Origin of the sequence: Microbacterium sp. NPDC091662 (assembly GCF_044756705.1) — a bacterium.
Classification (GTDB): Bacteria; Actinomycetota; Actinomycetes; order Actinomycetales; family Microbacteriaceae; genus Microbacterium.
Genome location: NZ_JBIVTM010000001.1, coordinates 2,250,868 through 2,275,341, shown reverse-complemented (window position 1 = coordinate 2,275,341; position 24,474 = coordinate 2,250,868). Strand labels below are relative to the sequence as shown.

Sequence of the window (24,474 nt, the reverse complement as noted above, 5' to 3'; positions counted from 1 at the left end):
AGCGGTAGCGCAGGACACGACGAAACGGCCTCCTGGAGACCGGGGTCCCCAGGAGGCCGTGGTGATCAGCCGATCCGTGCGGATCGGGTGAGCGTCGGTCAGACCTGTTCGCGCAGCGCGGCGCCGAGCGTGACGTCGACGTTCGTCCAGTACTGGAAGAAGCGCTCGCGGATGGCGTCGACGGTGATCGAACGGCCCTGACCGGTGAGGGTCTCCAGGAAGCGTGCCCGCTGCTCGGCGTCGAACACCTCGCGGTAGAGCGTGCCGGGCTGCCCGAAGTCATCGTCCTCGGCGTGCAGGGTCGCAGCGGAGCGCTGGATCTCGCCGTCGGCCTCCCAGTTCACCTCCACGCCCTTGGCAGGGTCGGCCTCCGGGCCGCCGGCTGCTCCGTAGGAGTTCGGCTGGTAGGTGCGGTGCGCGGCATCGTTGAACTGGTACCGCATCGACCCCTCGTGCTGGTAGTTGCGCGCTTCGCTCGCGTGCGGCTGGTTCACCGGAAGCTGGTTGTAGTTCGCGCCGATACGGTGGCGCTGGGCGTCCGGGTAGGCGAAGATGCGCCCCATCAGCATCTTGTCCGGAGAGATGCCGGTGCCCGGCACCTGGTTCCCCGGCGAGAAGGCGGCCTGCTCGATCTGGGCGAAGAAGTTCTCCGGGTTGCGGTTCAGGGTCAGGGTGCCGACCTTGATGCGCGGGTAGTCCTTCTTCGAGATCGTCTTGGTGAGATCGAACGGGTTGAACCGGTAGTCCTTGGCTTCGTCGTACGGCATGATCTGCACGTAGAGGTCCCACTTCGGGAACTCGCCGTCGGCGATCGCGCGGAAGAGGTCGCGCCGGTAGTGGTCGGCGTCCGACCCGGCGAGCTGCTCGGCCTCTTCGTTGCTCATCGCCTCGACGCCCTGCTGCGACATGAAGTGGTACTTGACCCAGAAGACCTCGCCCGCGGCGTTGACCCACGAGTAGGTGTGCGAGCCGTAGCCGTTCATGTGCCGCCAGCTGAGGGGGAGGCCGCGGTCGCCCATCAGATACGTGACCTGGTGGGCGCTCTCCGGAGACAGTGTCCAGAAGTCCCACTGCATGTCGGGGTCGCGCAGACCCGAGTCGCCGAGGCGCTTCTGCGAGTGGATGAAGTCGGGGAACTTGATCGCGTCGCGCAGGAAGAACGTCGGGGTGTTGTTGCCGACGATGTCGAGATTGCCCTCTTCCGAGTACATGCGGAGCGAGAACCCGCGCACGTCACGCCAGGTGTCGGGAGAGCCCTGCTCGCCGGCGACCGAGGAGAAGCGGATGAGCGTCTCGCTCGTGGCCCCCTGCTGGAAGACGGCCGCGCGCGTGTAGGCCGACACGTCTTCGGTGACGACGAACTCGCCGAACGCGCCGCCGCCCTTCGCATGCGGGTTGCGCTCCGGCACCCGCTCGCGGTTGAAGGCCGCGATCTTCTCGACCAGGTGGTGGTCATGCAGCACGGTGGGGCCGTCGGCGCCGACCGTGAGCGAGTGCGTGTCACTCGCGATCGGGGCCCCGGCCTGCGTGGTGGTGGCAGGTTTCGTCATGGTGTTCTCCTTCTCCGCGCAGGCGCGACGAATACCCCCATCCGTGGATGGGTGATCGGCGGACTGCTATTGCGCGGCGTTCTGGCAACTGGGGCAGAGGCCCCAGAAGGTGACTTCGGCTGTCTGGACGGTGAATCCCCCCGTCGACGACGGGGTGAGACACGGCGCTTCACCGACGACGCAGTCCACATCGCCGATCGCACCGCAGGAGGTGCAGACGACGTGGTGGTGGTTGTCGTTGATGCGCCGCTCGTAGAGCGCCGCGGAGCCTGCCGGTTCGATCCGGCGGATGAGACCCGCCGTCGTCAGGTCCGCGAGGATGTTGTGCACCGACTGGATCGACGTGGTCGGCAGCACCTCGGACACGGCCCGATAGAGCCGTTCCGCATCCGTATGGGCCATGGAGTCGAGAGCCTCGAGAACGGCGACGCGGCCCGCGGTCGCCCGAAGCCCGGCAACGCGAAGCGCCGAGTCGAGTTCTGTCTCCATGCCCCGAGTGTACCCCGTTATTTGAATAACTCAAAAGAACAGCATGCCGGGATGTCAGCGCCCTCCGTCACGCAGCGCGCGTCCCCACGGCTCGGCGGGATCGTGGATCGCCACGGCCAGCGTCGTGTCGGACTGGCCATAGTAGGCGAACCACTTTCCACCGAACTTCACGAGCCCCTCGACGAAGGTCACGTTCGAGACGAGCCCGTGGGTGTCCTCGAAGGTCTGCGGGCGCAGCCACGGCTCCTGCAGGCGGGCGATGACGGTCGTCGGCTCATCAGGGTCGATCGCGATCTGCCCGCAGCGGTAGTCGACGTCGACCGTGCCGTCGTCGTGCACCGTGCGGGTGGCACCGTTGGTGAGGAAGAGCAGCAGTCCGTTGTCGGTGACGACCGGGGAGGCGCCGATCTCGACGAGTGCCTCGTCCCAGGTGCCGGGGGTCGGCGAGTACATCGGCTCGGTGTCGGGGGTGCCGGGCGTCCAGTGGATCAGGTCATCGCTGGTCGCCCAGTAGATCGCCCCCTCGCCGAAGTACATCCACCACTTGCCGTGCATCCGCTGCGGCACGATGACACCGGCCTTCGACCAGTTGAATCCGCGGGGGTCCATGGTCTTGAAGGTGTCGAAGTCGTCGAACAGGGGGCCGTGCTTCGTCCAGGTGCGCAGGTCGGTCGAGGTCGCCAGGCACAGCTGTGCGCTGCGGCGGTCCCAGCCCGTGTAGGTCAGGTAATAGGTCCCGTCGATCAAGGCGATCCGAGGATCCTCGCATCCGTAGGTCTCATAGTCCTCCGACGGCGAGAGGATCGGCGCATCTTCCCGGGTGAAGTTCACGCCGTCCTTCGAGCGCGCCAGGCCGATGTGGGAGATGATGTCGTCGGCGTGCGCGCGATAGAGCAGCACGACCTCGTCGCCGTCGACGAGCGCGGCCGGGTTGTAGAGGTTGGCCGATTCCCAGCTGTCGCCGCGCGGGCGCAGGATCGGGTTGCCCTCGAACGGGGTGAACGGACCGAGGGGGAACGAGGCTCCGGTGAACATGGATGCCCTTTCTGGCTGAGTGGTGGGTCAGCCCTTGACGGCTGCACCGAGGTCGGTGGCGCGGAAGAACCGCTGGAAGACGATGAACAGGATCACGACGGGGAAAGCGAGCGCCGTGGCGCCGGCGAGGATCGCACCGTTCGGGTTGGCCGTGGACTGCGCCACGTTGGAGATGTAGTTCGCGAGGGACACGGCCAACGGCTGCAGACTCGCATCCTTCGTGATGAGGAAGGGCCAGAGGAACTCGTTCCAGGGGCCGATGAACGTGACCAGCACGACCGTCACGAGCACGGGACGGATCAGCGGGATCGCGACCGACGTCAGCAGACGGATCTCGCCGGCGCCGTCGATGCGCGCCGCCTCGAAGATCTCCACCGGCAACGCCTTGAAGAACTGCACGAAGATGAACACCGCCGTGGTGTTGATGAGGAACGGCAGGATCATGCCCATGTACGAGTCGCCGAGGCCGTAGTTGCGGGTGATCTGCACGTAGAGCGGGATCATCAGCAGCTGGAACGGCACCATCTGCACGAGCAGCATGAGCACCCAGATCACCCCTCGTCCGCGGAAGTCGAGGCGTGCGATCGCATAGCCGGCGAGCAGCCCGAACACGACGGTGCCCAGCAGCACCCCCGCGGTGAAGATCAGTGAGTTGACCAGCGAGCCGACGAGGTCGATGCGCGAGTCGATCGCGATGAAGTTGTCGACGGTCCAGCCACTCGTCGGGAACAGCTCGCTGGGGGAGTTCGTCGGATTCTCCTGGAACGCCCCCACGATCATGAAGTAGAACGGGAAGGCGAATCCGATGGCCGCGATCGTGAGCAGGATGATGCTCAGGATGCGGGGCAGTGAACGCTTCTTTCGCATCATCGCTCCCTGGTCGCGCGGTTGGCCGCCAGCGAGAGCATCCCGACGAGGATCACGAGGATCATGCCGATGGCCGCTGCGGTGTCGGGGTTCTGCTGCTGGATGCCCAGCTGGTAGATCAGGAGCACCGGGGTGGTCGATGCGCCGTCGGGGCCGCCGCCGTTGGTGAGCAGGTAGGGCTCGGTGAAGAGGTTCGCCCCGGTGATGATCGACAGGATCAGCACGAGCGTCGTGGCGCTGCGCACTCCGGGGATCGTGACGTGCCGGAAGCGCGAGAACACCCCGGCTCCGTCGGTCTCCGCCGATTCGTACAGCTCCTTGGGTACGTTCTGCAGCGCCGCCAGGTACAGCAGGATGTAGAACCCGAGCTGTTTCCAGGTCACGTAGAACGCGATCATCGGCATCGCGAGCCCGCTGTTCACGAGCCAGGACGGATCGGGGGCGAGCGGGCCGAGGATCGTGTTGATCAGCCCGTTGCCCGAGAACAGCAGCATCCACACGCCCACGAGCGAGACGCTCGCTGTGAGGTACGGCACGTAGAACGCGACGCGGTAGGCGGCGACCCATCGGATGCCCGTGTTGAGCGCCGCCGCGAGCACGAGGGCGAGTACCGCCGTCAGCGGCACGTTGATGACCAGGAAGATCAGGGTGTTGCGGAAGGATCCGAGCACCCGTGGGTCGGTGAGCACCGTGACGAAGTTGTCGAAGCCGACGAACGGGCGGTCGACCTCGGTGCCGGGAGCTGTGAAGAAGTAGTCGTGGAAGGCGATGTAGACCGCGAACGCGAGCGGATACGCGAAGATCGCGATCACGAACACGAAGTACGGCAGCGCGAACAGTCCGCCGATCGGCTGCGCACCCAGCCACCGGGTGCGCAGCCGCTTCCGTTCGGTCATGACGTCACTCGGCGACGAGGTCATCGATCTTCGATGCGGCGTTCGTGAGGAAGTCGTCGATCGACTCCTTGTCGAAGATCACGGCCGAGGAGTACTCGTCGCGGAACGCCTGCCATGCCTCAACGGAGTTCGGGATGCTGGGGACGTCGGCGGTCTTCTCGGCCTGCTCGGCGAACGCCACGTAGTTCGGGTTCGCCGCGAAGTAGTCGCCGTAGGAGTCGGTGAGTCCCGTACGCATCGGCATCTGACCGGTGGCCTCGAGCAGTTGCCCGTCGCTCTCCTCGCTGGTGGAGAACTTCAGGAACTCCCATGCCGTCGCCTGGTTCTCGCACGAGGTGAACATCGACACGCTCTTGGAGTCGGCGAAGGTCGTCGGGGCCTCGCGGCCGTCGCTGGTCGGCACCGGCATGAAGCCGACGTCGACCGTGTCGGCGTAGGAGGGGATCGCCCAGGGACCGGCGAGCTGCATCGCGGTGGTGCCTGCGGACATCGCGTCGTCGGTCGACGCCTCGTTCGGCGAGAGCTTCTCGTCGTAGAAGGTCTTCCAGAACTCGGAGACGGTGCGGCCGGCATCCGAGTCGAAGGTCGACTTCCCGTCTTCCACCAGCATCGTGCCGTCGGTCTCGGCCAGGTAGAGCGGGTAGAAGTCGAACCACGGCTGATAGAACTCGCTCGTCGGCGCGGGCCAGATCGCGCTCTGCACGCCCGAGGCGACGATGGCTCGTGATCCTTCGAGGAACGCGTCGTACGTGTTCATCTGCGGGTCTTCGGGATCGATGCCCGCCGCCTGGAAGATCGCCTTGTTGTACATCACCATCACGGGGTTCGACTTCCAGGGCAGCTGATAGAAGCTGCCGTCGCTCGCGTAGGCGTCGACATCGCCGCCACGTTCGGTGATGTAGTCGCTGCCGCCGTCGATCTTGCTGAGGTCGACGAGTCCGCCTTGCTTGACCCAGCCCGACACCGCGGCGGGTGCCACGTTGTAGACGAGGCAGGGTGCGGTGCCGGCGGTGATCGCGGCGGTGATCGCCTCCTCTGAAGAGGATCCGGCGGGGATCTCCTGCGCTGTCACCTTCTCGTCGGGATGCTCGGCGTTCCAGGCCTCGACGACGGCCGTGCCCCACGCGACTTCCTGTTCATTGTTCGAGAGCCAGACCTTGATGGGCCCGGTGCCGTCGGCTGAGGCTTCGCCACCGCCGCCCGCCGAGCATCCGGTGGCGACGAGCGCGGTGGCGCCGATCAGTGCGATTGCGCGGAACTTCTTCATGATGTCCTCCTTGACGCTGCGGGTGAAGCGGAAGTCGGCTACGCGGTGCTCTCCCGGAAGTGCACGACGTTGCAGTCGACGATCTCGGTGCGTGGCTGCGCCCCGAGGATGTCTGCCCGCAGAAGGCGGGCGGCGGCGCGGCCTCGGGCCGCGGGGTCGGATGAGACGCTGGTCAGCGCCGGAGACAGGTGGGCGGAGAGGTGGTCGTCGTCGAAGCCCGAGATCGCGAGGTCGTGCGGGATCGACAGGCCCTGCGCACGTGCGTAGGAGAGGCCGGCGATCGCCATGGTGTCGTTCGAGTAGAGGATCGCGGTCGGCCGCTCTGGCAGCGTGAGGAGCTCGGCTGTGCGCGTGCGTCCGCTCGCGGCCGTGAAGTCGCCTTCGCGGAGCAGCTCGTCGTTGCCGATCGCCTCGACGTATGCCTGTGCCCTGGCCTTCGAGTGCACGTAGTCGAGCGGGCCGGAGACGTGCGCGATGCGCTCGTGTCCGGCGGCGCGGAGATGGGTGATGATCTCGCGTATCGGGGCCGCGTCGTCGGTGCGGACGCACGAGAATCCGTTCGGCTGGTCGTAGGCGCCCACCAGGACGGTCGGCAGGCCGAGGTCGTCGAGGAACGGAATCCGCCAGTCGTCCGTGCGCAGGTCGAGCAGGAGCGCTCCGTCGGCCCGGCCGTGGGTGAGGGTGCGGTACGCGCGTTCCTCGGCTTCGCGGCCGGAGACGACCTGGAGGAGCAGCGCCGTCTCGGTCTCGGCGAGCACCGACTCGACGCCGGCGATGAACGCCGGGAAGAAGGAATCGTTCGCGATGACCTCGGGGTTGCGGGCCAGCACCACGGCGACCGCATTGGCCTGCCGGGTGGCGAGCGCCCGTGCGCTCTGGCTCGGTGCCCAGTTCAGCTTCGCAGCCGCGGCGAGCACCTTCGCCTTCGTCTCCTCCGAGATCGGCCGGTTGCCGCTCAGGGCATGCGAGACCGTGGCCTTGGTCACGCCGGCTTCGCGGGCGACATCGGCGATGGTCGTGCGGCTCATGCCATCTCCTCGGAATTCGCGCTCGCCGACGTGCTTGTCGGTGAACCGGTTTGACGAGTGTAAACCGGTTTGATTGCGGCTGTCAACGGATCAGCGGGCGCTCCGACTCGCAGACGGTCCTCGGCGACCGCTGATGCGACCGTTTGCGTGATTCGAGGGGCGGGGGCTGCTCAGACGAAGCGGACGGTCTGCTGCAGGCGGGTGCGCACGTCGAACAGCTCGTTGCCGCCGATGGCCCGTGCCTGCGGGACGCCCTGGCGCAGCACCATGGCCAGCGCACTGCGGCGCACCACGACGACCGGCACGCCACGGCTCGTGCCGAGCGGGGTGACCGCCTGGGCGAGGTCGTCGTCCGGCAGCACGATGATCGCGCCGCTGAAACGCACGCGTGCGGCCTTGGCGACCACGCGCATCCTGCGGAGCGCCGCGGTGACGGGCGCACGGGTGCCGAGGCTCGGGCCGGTGATCTCGCCGCGGCGGAAGCCCACGACTCCGCCGAAGTCCTCCGACATCGTGCCGTACAGCCCGGAAGGGCCCAGCACCACGTGGTCGAGCTTGTCGTCGGCATCCGCTCCCACGGCGACGTCGTGCCACACGGTGAAGCCCATACCGAGATCGGAGACCGTGCGCGCCGTCGCCTCTTCCGCCAGGGCGTCGGCGAGGAGGCGGCGCAGATCGCGCGGAGCCGAGCGCACGAGGGCGGGGTCGTAGGGGTCAGGGACGTCGACGCCGCGGCCGGCCCATTCGCGGATCAGCGCGAGGTAGCGTTCGCGGCGCCATCCCCCGGGGTGACCGTAGGAGCGTGCGCGCGGTCGGGTGTCGGTGCGGGCTGCGGGCGGCCGCCATCCGCCCCATTCCGCGCCGGAGTCGGGAGTCGTTGCTCCGGACACCCCGGTACGGCGGTCGTAGGCCGCGCGGCTCTCGACGGTGCCGACCAGCTCCCACGCGCGTTGCACCTGGATGAAGATCGCCGCGTCGCCGCCGGTGTCCGGATGCGTCTGCCGCAGGCGCAGACGATAGGCGCGACGCAGTTCGCCGTCGTCGACGGTGGGGTCGACCCCGAGGACCTCGTATGCCGAAGCCGAGAGCGGACTGTCGAACATCGCTCTCCTTCCGCGACCGCGGCATCCAGGATATCCGCCGCTCGTTGTGCGTTCGCCGATCCCGGTCCTCGTTCGAATCGCGCGATGCGCCCCATCCGACCGGGGATCGCGCGCGTTGCGCGGTTCGAGTCCGGCAGACCTCAGGCTGGCACGTCGACGATGCGTTCGGCGCCGACGACAGGGACGATCGCACCGGCGGATGCGGCAGCCAGATCGGCCGTGAGACGGGGGAGTTCCGACGCCGGCGCCCACAGCTCCAGCGTGGCCTTCGCCGAGTACGTCGGTTCGCCGAGAGTCGCGCCGTGATGCGCCGCCCAGTCGCGCAGCAGGTTGTCGTAGCGGCCGGCTTCTGCGTGCGGAACCTCGAGCGTCACCTGCCGGAGCGCGGCCCGTTGCACGAGGGCTGCCAGATCGAGGGTCTCGGACACGGCGGAGGAGTAGGCGCGCACGAGGCCACCCGCGCCGAGCTTCACGCCGCCGAAGTACCGCGTCACCACGGCGACCACGTCGGTCAGCTCGCGCCGGCGCAGGACTTCGAGCATCGGGATGCCCGCGGTGCCCGAGGGCTCGCCGTCATCCGACGAGCACGCCTGGTCGCCGAGCAGGCCCGTGACCATCGCGGTGCAGTTGTGGTTGGCGTCCCACGCCCGCTTGCGGATGCCCGCGATCACGGCCTCGGCCTGCTCGATCGAGGAGACGGGCTCGATGCGGGTGAGGAAGCGCGACTTGCGGATGACGGCCTCGTGCTCGACCGCGGCCGCGATGGTCGCGGGATAACTGCGGGCGGAGGTCACCCGCTTCACGATACCGAGGCCGCATCCGGCTCAACGATCGACGAAGGCCATCTGCTGCGGGTTGTAGCGGTCGCCGCTCACGCCGATGCGGGTCGCGAGGGTCGAGAGGTCGGCGACCTCGTCGGCCGACAGGGCGACGGCTGTGCTCCCGGCGTTCTCCGCGATGCGCGCGGTGCGCCGCGTGCCCGGGATCGGCACGATCCACGGCTGCTGAGCGAGCAGCCAGGCCAGAGCGATCTGCCCCGCAGTGGCGCCTTTCGCGGTGGCCAGCTCGGCGACGTGCGCCACGAGCGTCTGGTTCGTCGTGCGGTTCTCGGCCGTGAAGCGCGGGATCGTGGCGCGGATGTCACCGGCGGCGAAGTCGGCCGACGGGTCGACCGTGCCGGTCAGGAATCCCTTGCCGAGCGGGCTGAAGGGGACGAACCCGATGCCCAGCTCGGCGAGCACCGGCAGGATCTCGGCCTCGGGTCGCGGGTCCACAGCGAGTACTCGCTCTGCAGGGCGGTGACCGGGTGCACCGCATGTGCGCGACGGATGGTATCGGCCGAGGCTTCCGAGAGCCCGAAGTGGCGCACCTTCCCCTCGGCGATCAGCTCGCCGACCGTGCCGGCGACTTCTTCGATCGGCACCTCGGGATCGACGCGGTGCTGGTAGAAGAGGTCGATCACGTCGGTGCGCAGGCTCCGCAGCGATGCCTCGGCCACTCGACGGATCTGCTCGGGTCGGCTGTTCAGGCCGACGCTCTTGCCGTCCTGGATATCCCACCCGAACTTCGTCGCGAGCACGACCCGGTCGCGGATGGGCTCGAGCGCCTCGCCCACGAGCTCCTCGTTCACATACGGTCCGTACACCTCGGCGGTGTCGAAGAAGTCGACGCCGTGATCGACTGCCGACCGCAGCACCGCGATCATGTCGTCGCGGGTGCCCGGGTTGGGGCCGTAGCTCTGCGACATGCCCATGCAGCCGAGTCCGACCGCCGAGACCCGGAGGCCCTGTCCGAGGGTGCGCGTGTGCATGAGTGGTCCTTTCGTCGTGGCCGCAGACGGGTCGGCGGCCTGGCCCCGACGCTACGCGCGAGTGCGGCGACGGGGGAGGCCCTGGCGGAACCCCGTTGGCGGGAACCCCTCTCGTGCAGAGGCCGACACCTCCGGGGCGCCGTGTGGATCCATCGAAGGGTGGAGACCCGTCTCCGCCCCCTGCGCGATCCGGGCGCGGGCGGCGACGACTGGACTGGATCCATGCTCCGCACCTTCCGCTCCCTTCCCCTGTGGCTCACGTCCCGTCGCGGGGGATGGATCTCCCTGCTGATCGCGGTGGTCGCCTTCACCGCCCTCCTCGGCGCGCTCGGACGGGCATCGGTCCCGACCGGCAACGATGTCGCTCCGCCGGACTCCGAATCCGCTCGGGCCGCCGTGCTCGCAGAACAGTTCCCCGACGCGGACGAGCACACGGTACTGCTGGTCGCCTCCCGCGACGACGACGGGCAGCTTCGCGACGCCGACCTCGCCGCCCTCGGTGCGCTCTCGGGCGATGTCGAAGCGGAGACCGGGCACGCAACCCACGGTCCGATCGTCAGCGACGACGGCGAGGCCGCGGTGCTCCAGGCGACGCTGACCCTGGACGACGACGACGCCTCCGCCGCTGAAGCCGTGCACGGTCTGCGGGGCACCGTGGCGGAGCATCCGATCGACGGAGTGAGCGTGCAGGTCACCGGTGGTCCCGCGTTCGGTGTCGACGTCGCGTCCGCGTTCGACGGTGCCGACTTCACGCTGCTGATGGTGACCCTCGGGATCGTCGCGCTGCTGCTCATCGTCACGTATCGCTCGCCCGTGCTCTGGATGATCCCGCTCGTCGTGGTCGCCCTCGCCGATCAGCTGGCGAACAAGGCGACGGCGGCGATCGGTGCGGGGCTCGGGCTGCAGTTCGACTCCGGGATCGTGAGCGTGCTGGTCTTCGGCGCGGGAACGAACTACGCCCTCCTGCTCATCTCGCGCTATCGCGAAGAACTCGCGCGCGAGACCGATCATCGCCGCGCCCTGGTCGCCGCGTGGCGTGCCACCGCACCCGCGATCGTCGCCTCGAACGTCACCGTGGTCCTGGCCCTGTCGACTCTGGCTCTCGCGGTGATCCCCGGCACGCGCGGACTCGGCATCGCTTCGGCCGTGGGCCTGCTGATCGCGCTCGCCGCGGTGCTGCTGGTGCTCCCGCCCGCTCTCGCCGTGTGCGGTCGTCGGCTCTTCTGGCCGTTCGTGCCGCGCGTGGGCGCTGCGGCCGCCACGGGTCGCGTGTGGGGAGCGGTGGCACGGCGCGTCTCGCGACGCCCGTGGGTGCCGCTGATCGGCGGACTCGCATTGCTCGGCGTCCTGACCGGTGGACTCGCCGGAGCGTCTGTCGGGCTCACCCAGGTCGAGAAGTTCCGGGTCGCGTCCGAGTCGGCCGCGGGTCTGACGGTACTCGGCGATCACTTCCCCGCCGGAGAGGCCCAGCCGATGATCGTGATCGGTGAAACGGCTCAGGCCGATGCGCTGATCGCCGCGATCGACGATGTGTCGGGCGTGCTCCGCGTGTCGATGACGGGCGAGAGCAGCGACGGAGCGCTCACCCGTCTGCTCGTCGTCGGTGAGCCGGCGCCCGGAACGCCTGCGAGCCTCGACCTGGTGAGCGCAGTGCGCGACGCCGCGCACACGGTGCCGGATGCCGACGCCGTGGTCGGTGGCCCGGTGGCGGCCGATCTCGATGCGCGCGAGGGCAATCTCCGCGACCTTCAGCTGGTGGTCCCGCTCGTGCTCGCGGTCAGTCTGTTCGTGCTCATCGTGCTGCTGCGCTCCCTGGTGGCACCTCTGCTGCTGCTCGCGGTGAACATCCTCAGCGCGGTCGCCGCGATCGGTGCCGGCACGTGGCTGAGCAGGGTCCTGTTCGGATGGGATGCGCTCGACCTGCAGGTGCCACTGCTGTCGTTCCTGTTCCTGGTGGCGCTCGGGATCGACTACACGATCTTCCTGGTGCATCGCGCGCGTACGGAGGCGCGGACGGTCGGCACGCGGCAGGGCATGGTGCGCGCCCTCGCCGCGACGGGCGGCGTGATCACCAGTGCCGGTGTCGTGCTCGCGGCCGTGTTCGCCGCGCTCGGGTTGCTGCCCCTGGTCACGCTCGGTCAGATCGGGCTCATCGTCGGGATCGGCGTGCTCGTCGACACCTTCGTCGTGCGCACGCTCGTGGTCCCCGCGATCTTCGCGATCGTCGGCGAGCGGATGTGGTGGCCGGGGAAGGTCGGGGGAGCCGGATCCCGTAGGGATCGACATGTGGATCGACACGGAGACCGGCCGCACGGGGGAGAATACGAGGATGCCGCAGTCGCCATCCCCGCAGACGCGGACTGAGCGTCCCGGCCGCGTCGACACCGCGGCGGGGATCCGCACGCCGCGCACCTGGGCGAGCCTGGTCGGCTCCATTCGTGTCGGCCAGGCCGTCATCACCGTCGTGCTGCTCGTGATCGGTGCCTGGCGTTCCGCGGCGGACGGTGTGCCGCTGCCGTGGGTGCTCGCCCTCTCGCTCGTCTTCCTCGGCTGGTACGGCGGCGGATTGCTGCTCGGCGAACGCACCGCCGACCGTCGCCTCGCGACCTGGTGGCTGCTGGGATTGACGCTCGTCTGGCTTGGTGCGGTCGTGGTCTCGCCGGAGTTCGTGTGGCTCGCCTTCCCGCTGTGGCTGCTCGCCGGGTTCGTGATGCGTCTGCGGTGGGCTCTGGTGCTCAGCGGGGTGATCCTCGCCGTGGTGGTCGCCGCTCCACTGGTGCACACCGGCACGACGAGCTACGCGAACGTGATCGGCCCGCTCGTGGGCGGCGTCTTCGCACTGGGGATCTCCCGCGGATACCTCGAACTCGTCCGCGATGGGCGTGAGCGCCGTCGACTCATCGCCTCGCTCGTCGCGACCCAGGAGGAGATGGCTGCGCTGCAGGACGAGCTCGCCCGCACCCAGCGCGAGTCGGGCGCGAGCGCCGAGCGCACGCGGGTGTCGCGCGACATCCACGACACCGTGGCGCAGAGCGTGTCGTCGATCGGGATGCTGGCGCGATCGGCCCTGGAGGCGGACGATCCGGCGCAGCGCACTCGCGCCCTCGAGCAGATCGGTGCTCTGGCCGCGGAGGGGATGGCGGATGCGCGGCGCATAGTGAACGCGCTGATGCCCGCCGAACTGGAGTCCACGGCACTCGGCGACGCCCTCGCCCGGATGCTGGAGCGCCTGACCGAGGAGACCGGGATCGAGGCCACGCTGCACGCCGACGACGACCTGCCCTCGCTCGGCATCGATGCCGAGGTCGCCATGCTGCGGACCGCGCAGTCGGCCCTCGCGAACGTCCGCTCCCATGCGTCGGCCTCCCGTGTCGTGGTCACGCTCGCTGACGCCGGCGACGCGGTGCGCCTCGACATCGTCGACGACGGGATCGGGTTCGATGCCCGGCACTGGGACGCGCAGGGCGGCGTCGGCAATCGGGGCGGCGGCTACGGGCTGCGCTCCATGCGGGCACGCCTGCGAGAGCTCGGCGGAGGACTCGATGTCGAGAGCGCCCCGGGCGACGGCACCGCGCTCTCGGCGCACATCCCCCTGGGGCGTCCCGCTCAGGGTCTGGGCGGCCCCGCTCAGGGTCGCGGATCAGGAGAAGACGGATGACCCCGGTGCGTGTGCTGCTCGTCGACGACCACCCCATCGTGCGCGCCGGCGTGCGCTCGCTCTTCGACCACAGGGACGACGTCGAGGTGGTCGGTGAGGCGGCGTCGGGCGAGGAGGCCGTGGCGCTCGCGCGACACCTGCATCCCGATGTCGTGCTGTGCGACCTGCGGCTCGGCGAGGGCATGGACGGCGTGCAGACGACCGCCGCTCTGCGTGCGCAGGATCCTTCCCCGGCCGTCCTGATCCTGACGACGTTCGACCGCGACGCCGAGATCCTCGGTGCGATCGAGGCGGGAGCGGCGGGGTACCTGCTCAAGGATGTCGCCCCCGACGACATCGTGCGCGCGATCCGGCAGGCGGCGTCCGGCGGACTCGTGCTCACTCCGGAGCTCAGCGAGCGGGTGGTGCAGGTCATGCGTGCGCCGCGGGTGCGTCTGACCGACCGCGAGCTCGACGTGCTCCGCCTGCTCGACACGGGAGCGTCGAACCGCGAGATCGCCAAGACCCTGTTCGTGACCGAGGCCACAGTGAAGACCCACCTCGTGCACGTGTTCGAGAAGCTCGGCGCCGACAGCCGCGCGCGGGCCATCGCCATCGCCCGCGACACCGGCCTGCTCTGACTCGCCTGCTCCGAGCCGACCTGTTGTACGGGCCCGAACCTCTCAACCGTTCGATGGATCCCCGAAGAGGTCGCGGCGCCGAGGCTGGGATCAGACCGAAAGGATTCCCGATGCGCAGGCTCTTCACCGCCGCGTTCGCCTACATGCTCGTGGGCGTCGCCTCCGGACTCTTCTACCGAGAGTTCACCAAGCTCAACGGCTTCCCCGAGGGGGAGGCGACGCAACTCGGCCTCGTGCACACGCACCTGCTCGTGCTGGGCTTCATCGTGCTGCTGATCGTCCTGCTCCTGGAGAAGGCGTTCGCGCTCTCTGAGAGCCCCCTGTTCGGCTGGTTCTTCTGGCTGTACAACGCGGGCCTCGTGCTCACGTCGGCCATGATGATCTGGCACGGCTGCCTCACGGTGCTCGGACAGGAGTCGTCGAGCATGATCGCCGGTATCGCGGGCCTGGGTCACATCCTCCTCAGCGCCGGCATGGTGCTGCTGTTCCTCGCCCTGCGAAAGCGTCTGTTCGTCGCCGAGCCGGAAGCCGCCTGATTCGAAGCGCGAACCGTCAGTCCGCCTCGACCGAGTCGTCGCGCAGGTGGGCGATGTGCGCCGCATGCCGGGCCAGGTGGTTCGGTGAGCGCCGCACGAACAGCCACGCCACGAACAGCACCACGAACCAGATCGGCGTCACGAGCAGCGCGGTCAGCGTGTCGGGCTGCGTCGTGAGGGCCCACAGGATGAACACGAAGAACGCCAGCACCACGTAGACCATGAACACGCCACCCGGAAGCCGGAAGGTCGATGCGGCGACCTTGTCCTTGCGGGTGCGGCGGTACACGAGGTAACTGCACAGGAAGATCGTCCAGACGAACATGAAGCAGAGGGCCGAGACCGTGGTCACCATGTCGAACGCCGTGCCGATGTCCTTGCCCGCGTAGAGCAGAACGACGCCGGACAGCAGCAGGATGCACGACAGGAACAGCGCGTTCTGCGGCACCCGGCGGCGCGAGAGGCGAGCGAACATCCGCGGGGCGTCGCCGTCCTGCGCGAGACCGAACACCATGCGCGAGGTCGAGTAGATGCCCGAGTTCGCGCTCGACATGGCCGAGGTCAGCACCACGAGGTTCACCACGGTCGCGGCGATGCCGAGCCCGGCGAGGGCGAACATGGCGATGAAGGGACTCTCGCCGGCGACGTACTCGGTCCACGGGGTCACCGCCATCAGCACGATGAGCGCGCCCACGTAGAACAGCAGCACGCGGATCGGGATCGCGTTGATGGCCTTGGGCAGGTTGCGCTTCGGGTCCTTGGTCTCGGCGGCGGCCGTGCCGACGAGTTCGATGCCGACGAACGCGAACACGGCGATCTGGAAGCCCGCGACGAAGCCCATGAATCCGTGCGGGAACATGCCCCCGTGATCCCACAGGTTCGAGAAGCTCGCGGTGCCGGCGTCGTGCTGGAATCCGGTGAAGATCATCACGAGTCCGGTGATGATGAGCGCCACGATCGCGACGATCTTGATCAGCGCGAACCAGAACTCCATCTCGCCGAAGGCGGCGACCGTGGGCAGATTCAGGGCGAGCAGGATGACGATCACCAGCACGCCGGGGATCCACAGGGGGATGCCGGGGATGAGGGCATCCGTGTATCCCGCGATCGCGATCACGTCGGCCACGCCGGTGACCACCCAGCAGAACCAGTAGGTCCATCCGGTGAAGAAGCCGGCCCAGGGTCCGAGCAGGTCGCTCGCGAAGTCGCTGAACGACTTGTACTTCAGATTCGACAGCAGCAGCTCGCCCATCGCCCTCATGACGAAGAACAGCATGAAGCCGATGATCATGTAGACGAAGATCACCGATGGGCCGGCGACCGAGATGGTCTTGCCGCTGCCCATGAACAGGCCGGTGCCGATGGCCCCGCCGATCGCGAGCAGCTGGATGTGGCGGTTGCTCAGCGCTCGCCGCAGGTGCTGCTCCTCTCCGTCCGCGGCGACATCGCGCTCGCGTCCGGTTCCCCCCGTGTACTGCTTCGTCACTTTTCTTCCTCCGGTCATCGTCGACGGTTGCCGTCCGACGGTACCTGGAGGAGGGGCCGAGTCCAGAATCGAGTTCGGGTATTCCGCTCCACCGAATCGATTCGATAGGCTGGTGGCACCCCCCGATCATCCCCCCAGTTCTGCGAGCCGCTCCTTCATGGCCACCTCCCTCACCACTGGTCGTCCGTGGCGCGTCATCCTTGCCTTCTCCATCCCCCTCCTCCTCGGCAACGTGGTGCAGCAGCTGTACCAGTTCGCCGACGCCATCGTCGTCGGCCGGCACCTCGGCGTCACCTCGCTCGCGGCTGTCGGAGCGACCGGTAGTCTGCTGTTCCTGCTGCTCGGGTTCGCCTGGGGTCTGACCAGCGGTTTCGCGATCCCGATCGCGCAGGCCTTCGGCGCGAGGGACGATGCTGCCGTGCGCCGATCGGTCGCGACCGGCGTGCTCCTGAGCGCCATCGCGAGTGTGATCCTGACCGTCGGGGCTCCCCTCCTCGCCGGCCCCATCCTCGCCCTGCTGCAGACGCCGCCCGAGCTGATGGCCGAGGCCACGATCTTCACGCAGATCAGCTTCCTCGGCGCGAGCGCGACGATGTTCTTCAACTACCTGTCCGCGATCATCCGAGCGATCGGCGACTCGAAGACGCCGCTGGTGTTCCTGACCGTCTCGTGCGCTCTGAACGTCGGGCTCGTCGTGCTGATGGTCGGACCGCTCGAATGGGGCGTCGGCGGAGCGGCGCTCGCGACCGTGGTCGCGCAAGCCGTCTCGGTGGTGCTGTGCCTGGAGTTCGTGCGTCGGCGCCTGCCGATGCTGCACCTGCGCCGAGCCGACTGGCGCATCACCCGCGGCGACCTCGCCGAGCACCTGCGACTCGGCCTGCCGATGGGGTTCCAGGCGTCGATCATCGCGATCGGCACGCTCACGGTGCAGGTCGCGTTGAACACCCTCGGCGCCGATGCGGTCGCCGCCTACACCACGGGCTCCCGCGTCGACAGCCTCGCGGTCGCGCTGCTGTCCTCCCTCGGCCTCGCGGTCTCGATGTACGCCGCACAGAACCACGGTGGTCGTCGGCCCGACCGCATCCGTCGCGGTGTGGTCGAGGCGACCTGGATGGCCATCGCGGCCGGAGTGGTGCTGGGTGCGCTGCTGGTCGCGTTCGGCGCCCCGATGGTGCGCCTGTTCATCGGCGAAGGATCCGACATCGTCGTGGAAGACGCGCATCGGATGCTCATCATCAACGGCTGCGGGTACTGGGCGCTCGGCATGCTGTTCGTGCTGCGCGGCGCCCTGCAGGGACTCGGTCACACGCTCGTGCCCACCGTGACCGGCGTGATCGAGCTCGTGATGCGCGTGGGGGCGGCGATCGTGCTGGGCGCATGGATCGGGTTCGACGGTGTCGCGTTGAGCAATCCGCTCGCATGGCTCGGGGCGATCGTGCTGCTCGTGCCCGCCTACATCCGTGCCCATCGGGCCCTCGGTCGGCTGCCCATCGATCCTGCGGAGGCGACCGAGACCTCGGCCATCGCGATCGTCGGACCGACCGACGGATCGATGGTCGTGGATGCCGTCGTCACCCAGCCGGTGCGGGTCGCGCGAGCGCGTCGACTGCGCTGGCCTCGTCGCCGCTGACACCACACGGGCCGTGCGGATTCCGCGGTGCCACTCGCGCAGATATCCGCCTCCAGGATGATGCGAGTCGCACTTGAGGCGGATGCCCTTTCCGGGGGACACTTCTAATGTCGAATGAGTGGAGTAACCACTGACGGGGGGTCGTCATGACGACATTGAGAATGGCCAGTGATCTGGCTGCGGTGATGGTGCCGATCGGTTACGTGGGTGCGGCGATCGCCGCCATCTTCGCGATCGTCGCGGCGGTCGCGATCGTCCGAGGAGCCGGTGGTCTCGCCGGGGGCGCGGTGGGTCTGTGGATCGTGGGCACGCTGATGAGTTTCGCGGCGTCGTTCGCTCGGGAGTGGACGCCGCTGATCGTGGCGTGCGGCTCGCTCGTGGCGATGCTGGTCATCGGGAGCGTCGTGCGCGCGATCGTGAACGCAGCCGGTGCCGGACGCACCGACCGCACGGTCGAGGTGGCGCTGCCGAAGGCGGTACCCGCGTCGAAGGCTTCCACCGCGCCGGTGTCGAAGCCCGCGCTGACGAAGACGGGGCCGTCGACGGCCACGATCGCCGTCGTGCGCTGACCTCAGCGGTAGTCGCGGTCGCGGTGCTGCCCGGCCTCGTCGCCGGACTGCACCCGCGCGGCTTCCCGTGCCCGCAGCTCGACGCGTCGGATCTTGCCGGAGATCGTCTTGGGCAGTTCCGGGACGAACTCGATGATCCGCACCCACAGATGCGACGACAACCGTTCGTGCGCGTGCGCGAAGATCGCGCGCGCCGCATCCGAACCGGCGGCCGTGGCCTCCGGGGTCAGGCAGATGTAGGCCTTCGGCACCGCCAGGCGCGTCGGATCGGGACTGGGGATCACGGCCGCCTCGATAACGAGATCGTGCTCGAGCAGCACCGACTCGAGCTCGAAAGGCGAGATCTTGTAATCGGAGGCCTTGAACACGTCGTCGGAGCGACCGACATAGGTGAGATAGCCGTCGTCGTCGCGCACCGCGATGTCGCCGGTGTGGTGGTAGCCGCCAGCCCGTGACTCCGCGGTCTTGTCAGGGTCGTCGTAGTATCCGGCCATGAGTCCGAGCGGAGGGCGGGACAGGTCGAGTGCGATCTCGCCCTCCTGCGCGACGACCTCGCCGGTGACGGGGTCGAGCAGAACGACCGGGTAGCCGGGCAACGGGCGTCCCATCGACCCGACCTTGACCGCCTGGCCGGGGGAGTTGCCGATGCACGCGGTCATCTCGGTCTGCCCGAAGCCGTCGCGGATCGTTCCGCCCCAGGCATCGCGCACCCGGTCGATGACCTCCGGGTTCAGCGGCTCACCGGCGCCCACCAGCTCGCGGGGCGGATGGGTGAGCCGGGCGAGGTCGGCCTGGATCAGCATGCGCCACACCGTCGGCGGCGCGCAGAAGGTCGACACCTGGTGGGTGTCCATGACCTGCATGAGCGCGTTCGCGTCGAAGCGGGCGTAGTTGTAGACGAAGACGGTCGCCTCGGCCAGGAACGGTGAGTAGAAGCTCGACCACGCATGTTTGGCCCAGCCCGGCGAGGAGATGTTGAGGTGCACGTCGTCAGGGCGCACCCCGAGCCACCACATGGTCGACAGGTGTCCGATCGGGTACGAGACGTGGGTGTGCTGCACCAGCTTCGGGCGGTTCGTCGTGCCCGAGGTGAAGTAGAGCAGCGCGGTGTCGGATGCGGGGGTCGGGCCTTCGGGGTCGAAACCCGCCGGGGCGGCCGTGGAGTCGTCGAAGCGCGCCCAACCGGAGGGCACGTCGTCGCCCACACCGATGCGAAGGATGCCGGAGTCGATGCCGTCGAGGCGATCGTCGAGTGCTCCGAGCGTGATGACCGCCCGCGCGCGTCCGTGATCGACGCGGTAGGCGAGGTCCGACGCCGACAACAGGGTCGAGGTCGGGATGGAGACGGCGCCGATCTTCGTGATCGCCAGCATCACCTCCCACAGCTCGATCGTGTTGTTCAGCATCACGATCACGTGGTCGCCGCGACCGATGCCGAGCGTGCGGAGCCAGGCGGCGACCTGGTCGGATCGCACCGAGAGCTCACCGTAGGTCCATGAGCGCAGGCTGAGGTCGGCCTCGACGATCTGCACGGCAGGTCGGTCGGGGTTCTCGCCCGCGACCACGTCGAACCACTCCAGCGCGAAGTTGAACTCGTCGACCTCGGGCCAGGCGAATCCGTCGCGGGCCGCCGCATAGTCGGTGGCGTTCGCGAAGAGGAAGTCCCGCATCTCGCGGATGGTGTGCGTTGCGGCAGTGGCGCTGCGGCTCATGGTGCTCCCTTGCTCCTTGCTGGCGTGCCCTCCATCCTCGCGCACGCACCGACGCTCCGCTCGTTCCGGTCGCACTTCGTGCCGTCTGAAACCGAATCGGACGGCACGGACTGCGACCGGAAGGGTCAGGTGGAGAGCACTCCCGGGCCGTCGCGCAGTTCGAACACGAGCTGGGTCTCGGTGCCGCGCACGACAGGGTGGACCGTGATGTGCTCGAGCACGATGTCGCGCAGTGCCGTGGCATCCTGCACGGCCACATGCACGAGGAAGTCGTCGACGCCGGCGACGTGGAACACCTGCAGGACGCGTGGGATGTCGACCAGAGCGTCGAACAGCGCCGTGACCTTGGCCCCTGTGTGGTTCGCGAGCCGCACCTTGATGATCGCCTGCAGCGGGAAACCCAGAGCGGCCCCGTCGACGCGGATGCGTGTGTCGCGGATCACCCCGCGCTCGCGCAGCGCCCGCACCCGATGCGCGCAGGTCGACTCGGCGAGGCCGAGTCGATGCGCGAGCGCCTTGTTCGTCGTCTCGGCATCGCGACTGAGGATCGCGAGCAGCTGCAGGTCTGTCTCGTCGAGTTGTGCTTTCGCCAACGTCAGGCCTCCTCACCCGTCGAGTTCTGCACAGAATAGCGTTCTGTATCGAAATCGTGGCGGCTTCTGTCGAGTTCCTGCGGTTTCATCGTGATTCCGGCAACGTGGAGGCATGACTGCACCGCTGCATCCTGACACCGTCGCCGTCCACAGCGGGCGCTCCGACCTCGAGGGTCTCGGCGTCCACGCGCTGCCGATCGACCTGTCGACCACCAACCCGCTCCCCGACATCGAGCGCGGCGGCGACTCGTACGAGGCCATGGCGACGGGCGGGCGTCCCCCGGCGGACGGCAGCATGGTCTATGCGCGCCTGTGGAACCCCACGGTCGCCCGCTTCGAGGAAGCACTCGCCGAACTCGAGCATGCCGAGGCCGCCGTCGCCTTCGCCTCGGGTATGGCGGCGATGACGGCGGTGATCCTGGCGCATACGGGAGCGACGGGCGCGCGCCACGTCGTCGCGGTGCGTCCGCTGTACGGCGGCACCGACCATCTGCTCGGCTCCGGCCTGCTCGGCGTCGAGACCACCTACTGTCACCCCGACGAGGTCGCGGCGGCCGTGCGTCCGGATACCGGCCTCGTCGTCGTGGAGACCCCGGCCAACCCCACGCTCGACATCGCCGACATCGCCGACGTGGTACGCCAGGCCGGCGCGGTGCCGGTGGTCGTCGACAACACGTTCGCGACTCCGGTGCTGCAGAACCCGATCGACCTGGGGGCCGCGATGTCGTTGCACAGCGCCACCAAGTACCTGGGTGGGCACGGCGATGTGATCGCCGGCGTCGTCGCGTGCAGCGAGGAGACGGCGGAGGCTCTGCGCCGCGTGCGGGCGGTGACCGGAGGGCTGCTGCATCCGCTCGGGGCCTATCTGCTGCACCGCGGACTCACGACCCTGCCGGTACGGGTGCGGCACCAGCAGGAGAGCGCGCGACGGATCGTGCAGTGGCTGATCGACCGGCCGGAGGTCGCCGAGGTCTTCTATCCGGGACTCGACGGCGATCCGCGCGGCATCCTGGAACGGCAGATGCGCGGCACCGGCGCGATGATCGCGATGCGCATGCGTGGCGGATTCGCCGCGGCCTCTGCAGTCACGACCGCGACCGCCCTGTTCACGCACGCGGTGTCGCTCGGCGGAGTGGACTCGCTGATCCAGCATCCGGCGGCCCTCACCCATCGCCCCGTCCCGCCGGAGGCACGTCCGGCCGCCGACGTCCTGCGTCTGTCCATCGGTCTGGAGGATGTCGACGACCTCATCTCCGACCTCGCCCAGGCCTTCGCCGGCGTTCCGGCCTTCGCGGTCGACGCGCCCCTCTCCGACCGGGTCACCTCCTCGAGCGCGGCACACCGGGGGGCAGTTCGCGCCTGAGGAGGTGACTCGGCGCTCTCGAGGTGGGTCAGCGGGGTCGCGGATCAGCGGGAGGGGAGGCGGATCGTGCCGGTGGCGATGCGCTCGGTCGGCATCCGGTCGCGGTCGTAGGTGATCTCCGTGTAGCCGTGCGGGGTCGGCACGCCCTCGTCGTCGAGGCTGACGAACACGATCTTCTCGATCGTGAGGATGCGCTTGCGTGTGATCATGTTCCTGGCCACCGCCCGCATGGTCAGCGACGTGGTGCCGAAGTGCGTGGCCTGCAGGCCGATCTCGATCAGGTCACCCTGCACCGCCGAGGCCTCGAAGTTGATCTCCGAGATGTGCTTGGTGACGGCACGGTAGTTGCCGAGTTGGACGATCGCGTAGATCGCCGCTTCCTCGTCGATCCACTTCAGCAGGCTGCCACCGAACAGCGAGCCGTTCGCGTTGAGGTCTTCCGGACGCACCCACTTGCGCGTGCGGAAATTGAGTCCGTCCTCCGACCACTGCCACGCCGGTGCCTTCTGCTTCGCCATGGGCACGAGGCTAGGCGGGTCGTGAGTCCGCGATGTTACGGCCTCTTTTCGTAGAGGACACAGGGCAGGGCACGCCCATTTGTGCATTAGCGACAAGAAACTGAGTTCCATCGGCACTGAGACTTGGTTTCGAGCGGCAAATCCGGGAGTCGCGAGGCGGGGCGCCCATACAGTCGCCGGTGGCAACGACGCCACTGACCCCGGGAGTCCTCAATGACGAGTACCACGCCCCATTCGCACGGAATCGGCATGCGCATCGCCGTGATCGTGCTCAGCCTGCTGCTGGCCGCGATGGTGATCCTGTTCTTCGTGACGACGAGCAAGATCGCCGCCGGTGCTTCCGAGCTCGCCGACGGAACGACGTCGGCGAAAGACGGATCCGCAGACCTGGCCGCCGGCGCCGCAGACCTCTCGGCCGGTGCATCGCAGCTCGCCGAGGGGACGGGCGAGCTCTCCGCGGGCGCGGCGAGCGCGCAGGAGGGTTCTCAGAAGCTGAGCGACGGTGCCACGACGGCCGCGACCGGGGCCGCGACCCTGGCCGAGGGTGCGAGCAGTCTCGCCACCGGCGCATCGACCGCGGTGGTCGGGGCCAGCAAGGTCAGCGGGGGAGCACAGACCGCGCTGGCCGGGGCTCAGGAGCTCTCGACGAAGATGGCGCAGGCGGATGCCGGGGCACAGACGCTGGCAGCGGGGGTATCGACTCTCGCCGCCGGCGTCAACGGAGCGCACGCGTATGCCGGTCAAGTGCTCGTGGGTGCGAAGGGCCTCAGTGACACGCTCGGTGCGAAGGTGGACGCGAGCGTGATCGCGCTCGCGCAGCCCGAAGCGAAGACCCTCCTGCAGGGAGTGGCATCCACGGCGCCAGGGCATTCGCAGCAGCTTGCCGACGCGCTCGCCACGATGTCAGCCGCCGACGAGCAGAACCTGCAGCTCAAGGCGCTCGCCGAACTGGCTGCCGGCGTCGATCAAGAGGTCGATGCGATGGCTCCCGTGGCGGCCAAGGGGTCGGATCTCGCTGCGGGGCTCGCCGCCGCCGCCGGCGGGTCGGCGAAGGTCACGGCCGGTGTCAACGGCCTCATCAACGGCGACGTCGCGAACAAGTGGCCGGGCACCGTGGCGCTCGTCGCTCCCCAGGGGGCACCGGCCCTCGTCGCGGGCGCGCAGTCTTTGCACTCCGGCACGTCGCAGCTCTCGGCCGGCGCCGCCAAGCTCGCCGCCGGACTGCAGACGCTCTCCACCGGAGCTTCTTCCCTGTATTCGGGCACCGCCGATCTCAGCGCCGGCGCGACCCGCCTGAACGACGGCGCCAGCACGCTCGCCACCGGCGTCGGTGCGCTGCAGGCCGGGGCAGGCGATCTCAACATCGGCATCGAGAAGCTCTCCGCCGGTGCGGCGACGGTCGCAGACGGCTCCGGCGATCTCGCGGACGGCGGCGACAAGCTCGAGGTCGGGGCCGCCGACCTCGCCACGGGGAACGGGCTGATCGCCGACGGCTCCGGAACCCTCGCCACCGCCACCGCAGGGGCCGCACCATCGATGCTGCCCTGGATCCTCGGCATCGCCCTGGCCGGGCTGATCGCGATCGGCTTCTGGGTCGGGCACCGCATCACCCACCGCCGCTCGCTGGCGTTGGCCGCCTGACCCCGCCGCCGCCCGATCCCCAGAGCGGATGCCGCCCCCACGCACCGGCATCCGCTCTGAACTTCACGGCTCTGAACCTCACTGCTCTGAACCTCACTGCTCT

At 68.7% G+C, this 24,474-nt stretch carries 21 protein-coding genes and 2 pseudogenes; 8 read left to right on the top strand and 15 right to left on the bottom strand.

Annotation, left to right across the window (positions count from 1 at the left end; all coding sequences use genetic code 11):
* Nucleotides 1-98: 98 nt before the first annotated feature.
* The 11 genes and pseudogenes from ACIQLD_RS11100 to ACIQLD_RS11050 form a co-directional block, all read right to left on the bottom strand.
* A complete protein-coding gene (locus ACIQLD_RS11100; RefSeq protein ID WP_402608052.1) occupies nucleotides 99-1,550 on the bottom strand; it encodes a catalase in 1,452 nt (483 codons plus the stop codon).
* A 66-nt stretch (nucleotides 1,551-1,616) separates the two neighbouring features.
* Nucleotides 1,617-2,039, bottom strand: coding sequence for a Fur family transcriptional regulator (locus tag ACIQLD_RS11095; RefSeq protein WP_387179748.1), 423 nt, complete (start codon nucleotides 2,037-2,039; stop codon nucleotides 1,617-1,619).
* 54 nt (nucleotides 2,040-2,093) lie between these two features.
* A complete protein-coding gene (locus tag ACIQLD_RS11090) occupies nucleotides 2,094-3,074 on the bottom strand; it encodes a glycoside hydrolase family 130 protein (protein WP_402608051.1) in 981 nt (326 codons plus the stop codon).
* 27 nt (nucleotides 3,075-3,101) lie between these two features.
* Complete coding sequence (locus tag ACIQLD_RS11085) at nucleotides 3,102-3,944, bottom strand: carbohydrate ABC transporter permease (RefSeq protein ID WP_402608050.1); 843 nt, start codon at nucleotides 3,942-3,944, stop codon at nucleotides 3,102-3,104.
* Entirely contained in the window at nucleotides 3,941-4,837 is an 897-nt protein-coding gene (locus ACIQLD_RS11080) for a carbohydrate ABC transporter permease (RefSeq protein ID WP_402608049.1), read from the bottom strand. Before ACIQLD_RS11080 ends, ACIQLD_RS11085 begins: the two co-directional genes overlap by 4 nt.
* 4 nt (nucleotides 4,838-4,841) lie before the next feature.
* Nucleotides 4,842-6,104: an ABC transporter substrate-binding protein gene (locus ACIQLD_RS11075; protein WP_402608048.1), complete on the bottom strand. Its 1,263-nt coding sequence runs from the start codon at nucleotides 6,102-6,104 to the stop codon at nucleotides 4,842-4,844.
* A 38-nt stretch (nucleotides 6,105-6,142) separates the two neighbouring features.
* The gene (locus ACIQLD_RS11070; protein ID WP_402608537.1) at nucleotides 6,143-6,934 is read right to left on the bottom strand and encodes a substrate-binding domain-containing protein; all 792 of its coding nucleotides are present in this window, start codon (nucleotides 6,932-6,934) and stop codon (nucleotides 6,143-6,145) included.
* A 60-nt stretch (nucleotides 6,935-6,994) separates the two neighbouring features.
* A pseudogene (locus tag ACIQLD_RS11065) lies at nucleotides 6,995-7,147 on the bottom strand (LacI family DNA-binding transcriptional regulator); the annotation flags it as partial.
* 155 nt (nucleotides 7,148-7,302) lie between these two features.
* Nucleotides 7,303-8,235 (bottom strand): DnaJ domain-containing protein, encoded by a 933-nt coding sequence (locus ACIQLD_RS11060; protein ID WP_402608047.1) that lies wholly within the window; start codon nucleotides 8,233-8,235, stop codon nucleotides 7,303-7,305.
* A gap of 140 nt (nucleotides 8,236-8,375) precedes the next feature.
* Nucleotides 8,376-9,029 (bottom strand): IMPACT family protein, encoded by a 654-nt coding sequence (locus ACIQLD_RS11055; RefSeq protein ID WP_402608046.1) that lies wholly within the window; start codon nucleotides 9,027-9,029, stop codon nucleotides 8,376-8,378.
* A 30-nt stretch (nucleotides 9,030-9,059) separates the two neighbouring features.
* A pseudogene (locus ACIQLD_RS11050) lies at nucleotides 9,060-10,045 on the bottom strand (aldo/keto reductase).
* Between the two features lie 222 nt (nucleotides 10,046-10,267).
* Between ACIQLD_RS11050 and ACIQLD_RS11045 the strand changes: the two are divergent.
* The 4 genes from ACIQLD_RS11045 (at nucleotide 10,268) to ACIQLD_RS11030 (ending at nucleotide 14,859) form a co-directional block, all read left to right on the top strand.
* Nucleotides 10,268-12,409, top strand: coding sequence for an MMPL family transporter (locus tag ACIQLD_RS11045; RefSeq protein WP_402608045.1), 2,142 nt, complete (start codon nucleotides 10,268-10,270; stop codon nucleotides 12,407-12,409).
* Nucleotides 12,375-13,703 (top strand): sensor histidine kinase, encoded by a 1,329-nt coding sequence (locus ACIQLD_RS11040; RefSeq protein ID WP_402608044.1) that lies wholly within the window; start codon nucleotides 12,375-12,377, stop codon nucleotides 13,701-13,703. Before ACIQLD_RS11045 ends, ACIQLD_RS11040 begins: the two co-directional genes overlap by 35 nt.
* Nucleotides 13,700-14,323, top strand: a complete 624-nt coding sequence (locus ACIQLD_RS11035) for a response regulator (protein WP_402608043.1) — start codon at nucleotides 13,700-13,702, stop codon at nucleotides 14,321-14,323. The genes ACIQLD_RS11040 and ACIQLD_RS11035 overlap by 4 nt, the downstream gene beginning before the upstream one ends.
* A gap of 110 nt (nucleotides 14,324-14,433) precedes the next feature.
* Entirely contained in the window at nucleotides 14,434-14,859 is a 426-nt protein-coding gene (locus ACIQLD_RS11030; RefSeq protein ID WP_402608042.1) for a DUF2871 domain-containing protein, read from the top strand.
* 16 nt (nucleotides 14,860-14,875) lie between these two features.
* Here the strand turns inward: ACIQLD_RS11030 and cycA are convergent, their stop codons facing one another.
* Nucleotides 14,876-16,345, bottom strand: a complete 1,470-nt coding sequence (gene cycA / locus ACIQLD_RS11025; RefSeq protein WP_402608041.1) for a D-serine/D-alanine/glycine transporter — start codon at nucleotides 16,343-16,345, stop codon at nucleotides 14,876-14,878.
* 157 nt (nucleotides 16,346-16,502) lie between these two features.
* Here cycA and ACIQLD_RS11020 point away from each other — a divergent pair, with 157 nt between their 5' ends.
* Both ACIQLD_RS11020 and ACIQLD_RS11015 read left to right on the top strand, forming a co-directional pair.
* Complete coding sequence (locus ACIQLD_RS11020) at nucleotides 16,503-17,975, top strand: MATE family efflux transporter (protein WP_402608040.1); 1,473 nt, start codon at nucleotides 16,503-16,505, stop codon at nucleotides 17,973-17,975.
* A 146-nt stretch (nucleotides 17,976-18,121) separates the two neighbouring features.
* A complete protein-coding gene (locus ACIQLD_RS11015) occupies nucleotides 18,122-18,544 on the top strand; it encodes a hypothetical protein (protein ID WP_402608039.1) in 423 nt (140 codons plus the stop codon).
* A 2-nt stretch (nucleotides 18,545-18,546) separates the two neighbouring features.
* Here ACIQLD_RS11015 and ACIQLD_RS11010 read toward each other — a convergent pair whose 3' ends face one another.
* Together ACIQLD_RS11010 and ACIQLD_RS11005 are read right to left on the bottom strand one after the other, a co-directional pair.
* A complete protein-coding gene (locus ACIQLD_RS11010) occupies nucleotides 18,547-20,256 on the bottom strand; it encodes an AMP-binding protein (RefSeq protein ID WP_402608038.1) in 1,710 nt (569 codons plus the stop codon).
* 125 nt (nucleotides 20,257-20,381) lie between these two features.
* Entirely contained in the window at nucleotides 20,382-20,849 is a 468-nt protein-coding gene (locus ACIQLD_RS11005) for an Lrp/AsnC family transcriptional regulator (protein WP_402608037.1), read from the bottom strand.
* A 112-nt stretch (nucleotides 20,850-20,961) separates the two neighbouring features.
* Between ACIQLD_RS11005 and ACIQLD_RS11000 the strand changes: the two genes are divergently transcribed.
* The gene (locus ACIQLD_RS11000) at nucleotides 20,962-22,212 is read left to right on the top strand and encodes a trans-sulfuration enzyme family protein (RefSeq protein WP_402608036.1); all 1,251 of its coding nucleotides are present in this window, start codon (nucleotides 20,962-20,964) and stop codon (nucleotides 22,210-22,212) included.
* Between the two features lie 44 nt (nucleotides 22,213-22,256).
* On the opposite strand, the gene ACIQLD_RS10995 is transcribed toward ACIQLD_RS11000, so the two are convergent.
* The gene (locus tag ACIQLD_RS10995) at nucleotides 22,257-22,730 is read right to left on the bottom strand and encodes an acyl-CoA thioesterase (RefSeq protein ID WP_402608035.1); all 474 of its coding nucleotides are present in this window, start codon (nucleotides 22,728-22,730) and stop codon (nucleotides 22,257-22,259) included.
* A 213-nt stretch (nucleotides 22,731-22,943) separates the two neighbouring features.
* Here ACIQLD_RS10995 and ACIQLD_RS10990 point away from each other — a divergent pair, with 213 nt between their 5' ends.
* Nucleotides 22,944-24,371 (top strand): hypothetical protein, encoded by a 1,428-nt coding sequence (locus ACIQLD_RS10990; RefSeq protein WP_402608034.1) that lies wholly within the window; start codon nucleotides 22,944-22,946, stop codon nucleotides 24,369-24,371.
* Nucleotides 24,372-24,474: the final 103 nt, after the last annotated feature.

Excerpts from the sequence above, each read along its gene's own strand:
- ACIQLD_RS10990 (WP_402608034.1), top strand. The coding sequence starts at position 22,944 with ATGACGAGTACCACGCCCCATTCGCACGGAATCGGCATGCGCATCGCC.
- ACIQLD_RS11075 (WP_402608048.1), bottom strand. The coding sequence starts at position 6,104 with ATGAAGAAGTTCCGCGCAATCGCACTGATCGGCGCCACCGCGCTCGTC.
- ACIQLD_RS11100 (WP_402608052.1), bottom strand. The coding sequence starts at position 1,550 with ATGACGAAACCTGCCACCACCACGCAGGCCGGGGCCCCGATCGCGAGT.
- ACIQLD_RS11040 (WP_402608044.1), top strand. The coding sequence starts at position 12,375 with ATGCCGCAGTCGCCATCCCCGCAGACGCGGACTGAGCGTCCCGGCCGC.
- ACIQLD_RS11060 (WP_402608047.1), bottom strand. The coding sequence starts at position 8,235 with ATGTTCGACAGTCCGCTCTCGGCTTCGGCATACGAGGTCCTCGGGGTC.
- ACIQLD_RS11035 (WP_402608043.1), top strand. The coding sequence starts at position 13,700 with ATGACCCCGGTGCGTGTGCTGCTCGTCGACGACCACCCCATCGTGCGC.
- ACIQLD_RS11080 (WP_402608049.1), bottom strand. The coding sequence starts at position 4,837 with ATGACCGAACGGAAGCGGCTGCGCACCCGGTGGCTGGGTGCGCAGCCG.
- ACIQLD_RS11090 (WP_402608051.1), bottom strand. The coding sequence starts at position 3,074 with ATGTTCACCGGAGCCTCGTTCCCCCTCGGTCCGTTCACCCCGTTCGAG.
- ACIQLD_RS10995 (WP_402608035.1), bottom strand. The coding sequence starts at position 22,730 with ATGGCGAAGCAGAAGGCACCGGCGTGGCAGTGGTCGGAGGACGGACTC.
- ACIQLD_RS11085 (WP_402608050.1), bottom strand. The coding sequence starts at position 3,944 with ATGATGCGAAAGAAGCGTTCACTGCCCCGCATCCTGAGCATCATCCTG.
- ACIQLD_RS11010 (WP_402608038.1), bottom strand. The coding sequence starts at position 20,256 with ATGAGCCGCAGCGCCACTGCCGCAACGCACACCATCCGCGAGATGCGG.
- ACIQLD_RS11020 (WP_402608040.1), top strand. The coding sequence starts at position 16,503 with ATGGCCACCTCCCTCACCACTGGTCGTCCGTGGCGCGTCATCCTTGCC.
- ACIQLD_RS11000 (WP_402608036.1), top strand. The coding sequence starts at position 20,962 with ATGACTGCACCGCTGCATCCTGACACCGTCGCCGTCCACAGCGGGCGC.
- ACIQLD_RS11045 (WP_402608045.1), top strand. The coding sequence starts at position 10,268 with ATGCTCCGCACCTTCCGCTCCCTTCCCCTGTGGCTCACGTCCCGTCGC.
- ACIQLD_RS11095 (WP_387179748.1), bottom strand. The coding sequence starts at position 2,039 with ATGGAGACAGAACTCGACTCGGCGCTTCGCGTTGCCGGGCTTCGGGCG.
- ACIQLD_RS11015 (WP_402608039.1), top strand. The coding sequence starts at position 18,122 with ATGACGACATTGAGAATGGCCAGTGATCTGGCTGCGGTGATGGTGCCG.
- ACIQLD_RS11030 (WP_402608042.1), top strand. The coding sequence starts at position 14,434 with ATGCGCAGGCTCTTCACCGCCGCGTTCGCCTACATGCTCGTGGGCGTC.